6 protein-coding genes are annotated in these 6,103 nt (G+C 35.0%); all 6 read right to left on the reverse strand.

The window, feature by feature from the left end; all coding sequences use genetic code 11:
- Window positions 1-128: 128 nt before the first annotated feature.
- The 6 genes from ilvN to AC30RD_RS05290 all read right to left on the reverse strand — a co-directional run bounded on the left by ilvN (window position 129) and on the right by AC30RD_RS05290 (window position 6,010).
- Window positions 129-596, reverse strand: coding sequence for an acetolactate synthase small subunit (ilvN, locus tag AC30RD_RS05265; RefSeq protein WP_489493268.1), 468 nt, complete (start codon window positions 594-596; stop codon window positions 129-131).
- A gap of 2 nt (window positions 597-598) precedes the next feature.
- The gene (locus tag AC30RD_RS05270; protein WP_489493269.1) at window positions 599-2,293 is read right to left on the reverse strand and encodes an acetolactate synthase large subunit; all 1,695 of its coding nucleotides are present in this window, start codon (window positions 2,291-2,293) and stop codon (window positions 599-601) included.
- Window positions 2,294-2,393: 100 nt separating this feature from the next.
- Entirely contained in the window at window positions 2,394-3,302 is a 909-nt protein-coding gene (locus AC30RD_RS05275; RefSeq protein WP_489493270.1) for a Ppx/GppA phosphatase family protein, read from the reverse strand.
- Window positions 3,302-4,513: a threonine ammonia-lyase gene (ilvA, locus tag AC30RD_RS05280; protein WP_489493271.1), complete on the reverse strand. Its 1,212-nt coding sequence runs from the start codon at window positions 4,511-4,513 to the stop codon at window positions 3,302-3,304. The genes AC30RD_RS05275 and ilvA overlap by 1 nt, the downstream gene beginning before the upstream one ends.
- A 9-nt stretch (window positions 4,514-4,522) precedes the next feature.
- Window positions 4,523-4,951, reverse strand: a complete 429-nt coding sequence (locus tag AC30RD_RS05285) for a CoA-binding protein (RefSeq protein WP_489493272.1) — start codon at window positions 4,949-4,951, stop codon at window positions 4,523-4,525.
- A gap of 285 nt (window positions 4,952-5,236) precedes the next feature.
- Window positions 5,237-6,010: a M48 family metallopeptidase gene (locus AC30RD_RS05290; RefSeq protein WP_489493273.1), complete on the reverse strand. Its 774-nt coding sequence runs from the start codon at window positions 6,008-6,010 to the stop codon at window positions 5,237-5,239.
- Between the last annotated feature and the right edge of the window lie 93 nt (window positions 6,011-6,103).

Below are 6,103 nucleotides of genomic sequence, written 5' to 3' on the forward strand. Positions count from 1 at the left end.
GCACAAAAGCAAAGCAGTTTGCTTTCTAAAACCCTACGGGTTTTGCCCTTGCTCACTTTCTCACTCTCTAACTTTCTAACTTTCTCACCACTCAACCACTCAACCATTTTAACCAAAATCACCAAAACCTATCTCTCGATAGCTACGACTCCCCCTCTAATTATCTCTTTTGGATTAAATCTATCTAATGCATGAATAAAATTTTTTACTCTTTTTGGCTCATCCGCCACCATTACTATTATTCCTTCTTTACCTACGTTAACGATGCTTCCATTGTAGGCTTTACACAAAGCTTCAACATCGGCCAATCTCTCTCCAAGAGGAATTTTTGCCAAAACCATCTCTTTTTCTATAAGCTCTTCATGCTCTATCACTTTATAAACCGGAATCAATTTATGAAGCTGTTTAATTATCTGCTCTATAACCCTTGGACTTCCAGATGTCACTATAGTTAATCGTGAAAATTTTGATCCAGGTATGGGAGCTACTGTTAAAGTTTCTATATTATAACCTCTTCCTGCAAAAAGTCCTGAAATTCTTGATAAAACCCCATGTTCATTTTCTACTATAACAGAAATTACTCTTCTTTCATTCATGATTAGTCCTTATACTCTAAAAGCATATTATATAACGAACCACCGGCTGGAACCATTGGTAAAACATTTTCATATCTATCTATAATTACGTCTATAATAGCAACAACACCTTTACTAATGGCATCATCAAGGGCTTTATCAAATTCATCTTTCGTTTCCACTCTATACCCTATTCCTCCAAAGCTCTCAGCTACCTTTACAAAATCTGGCTGCATAGAAAGATCGGTTTCTGCGTATCTTTTATCATAAAAAAATGTTTGCCACTGTCTAACCATTCCTAAATAGTGGTTATTTAAAACTATATTTATCACTGGAAGCCTATATTCAACAGCAGTTATTAACTCTTGTATATTCATCAATATAGACCCATCACCACTAAAGTTTATAGATATCTCATCCTCTACGCCTCTTTTTACGCCCATAGCGGCCGGAAAGCCAAACCCCATCGTCCCAAGACCTCCGCTTGTTATTAATTCGTTTGGTCTGGTAAAAGGGTAAAACTGGGCGGTCCACATTTGATGCTGTCCAACATCTGTAGAAATTCTTGCTTTTCCTTTAAGTTTTTCTCCAACCCTTTGTATTACCCATTCCGGTTTTAAAACCTTGTCGCTATCTTCATATGTTAAAGGATGAAGTTCTTCATATCTTTTTAATATCTCTCTCCAACCCTCATATCTATTTTTATCTACCTTTTCTTTGATTAAAGGAAGCATATCTTTCAAAACATTTTTCAAATCACCAACGATAGGATAATCCACATGCACCAATTTTCCAATACTGCTTGGATCTATATCAACATGAATAATTTGGGCATATTTTGCAAATTCGCTCAATTTTCCTGTAACTCTATCGTCAAATCTAGGGCCTAAAGCTATCAAAAGATCCGCTTCACTCATAGCCATATTTGCCGCATATGTTCCGTGCATTCCAACCATACCAAGAAGATGGGGATCATCATATCTTAAAACGCCTCTTGCCATCAATGTTTCAACGGCCGGAATACCCGATATTTCAACAATTTCTCTAACAAGTTCATAAGATCCGCTTCTAACAATTCCACCGCCCAAATAAAAGACCGGTTTTTTAGCCTTTGCTATCGCATCAACGGCTTTTTTAATTTGGCGCATATTTCCTTTATAGGTAGGCTTATATGTCTCAAGTCTTATTTCGTCTGGATAGTTAAACTCGCCAAGTTGAGCGGTAACATCTTTTGGAATATCCACATGTACAGGCCCAGGCCTTCCGCTTCTTGCAAGATAAAATGCCTCTTTCAGAATAATTGGAAGCTCTTTTACATCTTTTACTAAAAAATTATGTTTTGTACATGGTCTACTTATTCCAACCGCATCGATCTCTTGAAAAGCGTCCGTTCCAATCATACTAATGGGAACCTGCCCGCTAATTACAACTAAAGGAATTGAGTCCATATAAGCCGTCGCAAGTCCAGTTACCGCGTTTGTAAAACCAGGACCGCTTGTAACGAAAGCCACACCCACTTTTCCAGTGGCTCGCGCGTAGCCATCGGCCGCATGCACGGCTGCTTGCTCATGGCGGGTTAATATATGTTGAAAATATTTATGTTTATATATCTCATCATAAACATTCATTATAGCTCCGCCTGGATATCCAAAAACAACTTCAATATTCTCTTTGCGCATAGCTTCAACTACCATTCGCGCACCGGTCATTTTTTCCATCTTTTCTCCTAAAATATTAAAAAAGATAAAATTTATCTTATTTTATCTAAAACTATTTTTTTAAAACTTTAAAATTGTATCATTTTTATAAATATAAAACTTATAAAATCTTTTTCTTGCATTCAGCTATCGCAACGCCCTCCCTAACTCCATCATCACAAACAAATATCTCATCAAAATCGGCCACTCTCATAATCTCTTTCAAAATCAAAACTCCAGCAATTATATAATCTTCCCTACCCTCACCTACAAGTTTTGCTCTCTCTTTTTTAGATAAAGCCAAAAGTTTTCTTAGAGCATTATCTATATCTATAGGAAAAATTACCGTGCCGTTTACTATTTTTGAATCGTAGGTTTTATAATTTAATCCTTTTTTAATAGCGGCTATAGTGGTCGGCGTTCCCCCTGTTGCTACAAATCTTTTTGGTTTAGAAAATATTTCGTATAGATCTTTTAAAAATATTTTTATCTCATTCATATATTTTTTTATGCCGATTTTTAGCTGATCTATATTTTTATATCTTTCCCATGCTGTAACTATCCCCAAATTAAAACTTTTAGTTACGATCTCGTCTCTATGTTTAAATACAAATTCAGTTGAACCTCCGCCTATATCGCAAAGCAAAAATTTCTCATCTTCAAGTCCAAAAGAGGCTAAAGTATGCTGAGCCGCAATAGCACTATAATATCCTTCAAGATCCGGATCTATTATCTCAACATCTACTCCCGTTTTTAATCTTATCTCTTCTATTACCTCATCTTTATTTAAAGCCTTTCTAAAAGCAGCGGTTGCAACCGCTTTTACCTCATCTTTTGTAAAATCTACACTATTTTTTATCTCATTTATAGCCTCTACAATTTTATCAACCGCAATTTTTGAAATCTTTTTTGTGGATATTAGATCTTGTGCCGTTTGGACTATTTTTTCATATTCAAAAATCTTTTTAAAACTATAACAATCTATCTGTACAGCCCTTAAAGAGTTTGATCCAATATCAATTGCTATCATTAAGATTCCTCGTAAAATCTATATCCGTGAAGTGTTAAAAGCTCTCTAATTTTTTCTTGATGTTCTTTTCCCTTTGTTTCAAGTCCTATTGAGACATTTGCATCCCCGTAAGCTAAAGATGCCGAGGTTCTATCATAACCGATTTGAACTATATTTGCGCTAACACTCGCTAAAATTTCAGTCAATTTCATCAAAGATCCGGGCTTATCTATCAAAGTCACTATCAGTTTCATTTTTCTATAGGATTTTATCAAACCCTTTTCGATAATAACCGAAAGCATAGTAACATCTATATTTCCCCCGCTTAATATTATGGCAACTTTTGAATTTTCGTTGATATCGAGTTTATCATATAATAGTGCGGCTACCCCAACCGCTCCGGCTCCTTCTACAACAAGCTTTTGATTTTCCAATAAAAATAAAATCGCATCGGCTATCTCTTCATCATCAACTTCTACAATATCGTCTACACATTCTAATATAATATCTAAAGTCTCTTTTGATGTGTCTCTTACAGCTATACCATCTGCTATGGTTCTAACCTCTGTTGAATCTACTGGTTTACCTAAAAAATAAGAATTCCTAAGAGCAGGGGCACCAGCAGCCGTAACTCCTATAACTTTTATTTTTGGATTTTTCTGTTTTATAGCGCTTGCCATTCCGGCAATCAAACCGCCTCCTCCTATAGGAACAACAACCAAATCCAAATCTTCAATCTCATCCAATATCTCCAAAGCAATGGTTCCTTGTCCAGCCATTACATCAATATCTGCAAAAGGGTGAACAAAAACCAATCCTTCCTTTTTGGCGTATTCTACGGCATACATATAAGCTTCATCATAATTTGAACCATGAAGCAAAACTTCGGCTCCGTAGGCTTTAACTCCGTTGATTTTTGTAAGAGGTGTGTTTTCTGGCATAACGATAGTGGCTTTAATATTAAAATAGTTTGCGCTAAAAGCCACTCCTTGTGCGTGATTGCCTGCGCTTGCAGCTACTACGCCTTTTTTTTTCTCATCATCGCTCAACAAAGAGATTTTATTAAAAGCGCCTCTAATCTTAAAAGCCCCAGTTATCTGGAGATTTTCTTTTTTTAAATAAATTTTGCATCCTGCTCTTTTTGATAAAACGGGAGCAAAAGCAAAAGGAGTTTTTACGGCAACCTTTTTTACTCTTTTGCTTGCTTCTTCAATCCTTTGAAGATCAATCATCCAATTTCCTTAAACTAAATTTTTGTGATCAACCATTGAACATCTATTTTGAACAACTTTCATTCCAGCCTCTTTAGCCTTCTTTGCCGCCTCGTTATTAACTATTCCTACCTGCATCCAAATAACCTTTACATCTCCTCTTTCAATAGCCGCTTCAACGATAGGCATTACGGCTGCCGGTTTTCTAAAAATATCAACCATATCTATTTTAAATGGTATCTCTTTTAAACTTTTATAGACTCTCTCACCTAAAATCTCCTCGCCTTTTGGATATACCGGGACTATCTTATATCCAACTTTTTGTAGATACGCGGCAACTTTATGACTATCTTTTTGAGGGTTTGGAGAAAGACCAATAACTGCAATCGTTTTAACCTCTTTAAAAATCTCTTTTAATGTTTGTGTTTCTTCGTTAATTGTGGGAAATTCACACTCCATACTTTTCCTTTTAAAAATTTTGCCCGATTTTATCAAAAAATAGATTAAGAGATAATATATGATTGAATGCTCTCAATTTCTAACTATCTAACTAACCAACTAATTAACCAATTTAGACATTGGACATTAGACATTAGACATTAGACATTGGTAAATGGGAATTGGGAATTGGGAATTGGTGATATTCATTTCCACTTTCTAACTTTTTCACTTTCTAACTTTCTAACTTTAAAATTAACTACTCAACCACCCAACCACTCAACCATTTTAACCATTTTAACAAACTCACCCACACTCTCTTGGAACCGTTTTTAAATACTCAATATATCTTTTTATCTTTCTAATTCTATTTAAATCTGAAGGATGAGTAGATAAAAATTGTGGGAGTTTATCTTTTTTGATTTTAATTAATTTTTGCCAAAATCTTATAGCCTCATTTAAATCATAACAAGCTTTATACATAAGATATAGTCCCACTTGATCAGCTTCATATTCAAATTGCCTACTATATGGATAAATAAGTCCATATCTACTTCCAACTCCATATGCCAAGTCAAAAATAGGACCCCATCTATTAGAAGATATATCAAGCCCTTTTTCTATTAAAGATTTTGCCAAATCGCTCAGCATTGCTATACTTGCTCTTTCGCTACCGTGTCTTAATATAGCGTGTGCAACCTCATGCCCTATAACGGTAGCTAACTGATCTTCATTTTCAACAATTTTTAATAGCCCGGTATATACAAATATTTTTCCACCTGGAAGACAAAAAGCGTTTATTTGATTTGATTTTAGAAGATAAAACTCCCATTTAAAATTTGGATGAAATTCCCTCTCGGCCACCAAAGCTATTTTTCTTGAGACTCTTCTTACCAGATCGTTAAGATAAGGGTCTTTGCAAATTTTATACTTTTTTAATATCTCATTTTTTGCTTGCATTCCAAGGGCGATCTCTTGAGATGGGGAGATTAAGATAAGTTGAGATCTATTAATATAGGGATTTTTAGCACAAGCGATAAAAAAAAGAGAGACTAAAATAGATAAGAAAAATTTTTTCATAACTCTCCTAAAATCCGGGAATTAAAAATTGAGTGCTCTGAAAAATTACTAAATTTCGCTCAAGTCGGATGCGATTTTTGCTAACGCAATGTT

Source organism: Nitrosophilus sp., assembly GCF_982775275.1.

Excerpts from the sequence above, each read along its gene's own strand:
- ilvN (WP_489493268.1), bottom strand. The coding sequence starts at position 596 with ATGAATGAAAGAAGAGTAATTTCTGTTATAGTAGAAAATGAACATGGG.
- AC30RD_RS05270 (WP_489493269.1), bottom strand. The coding sequence starts at position 2,293 with ATGGAAAAAATGACCGGTGCGCGAATGGTAGTTGAAGCTATGCGCAAA.
- AC30RD_RS05275 (WP_489493270.1), bottom strand. The coding sequence starts at position 3,302 with ATGATAGCAATTGATATTGGATCAAACTCTTTAAGGGCTGTACAGATA.
- ilvA (WP_489493271.1), bottom strand. The coding sequence starts at position 4,513 with ATGATTGATCTTCAAAGGATTGAAGAAGCAAGCAAAAGAGTAAAAAAG.
- AC30RD_RS05285 (WP_489493272.1), bottom strand. The coding sequence starts at position 4,951 with ATGGAGTGTGAATTTCCCACAATTAACGAAGAAACACAAACATTAAAA.
- AC30RD_RS05290 (WP_489493273.1), bottom strand. The coding sequence starts at position 6,010 with ATGAAAAAATTTTTCTTATCTATTTTAGTCTCTCTTTTTTTTATCGCT.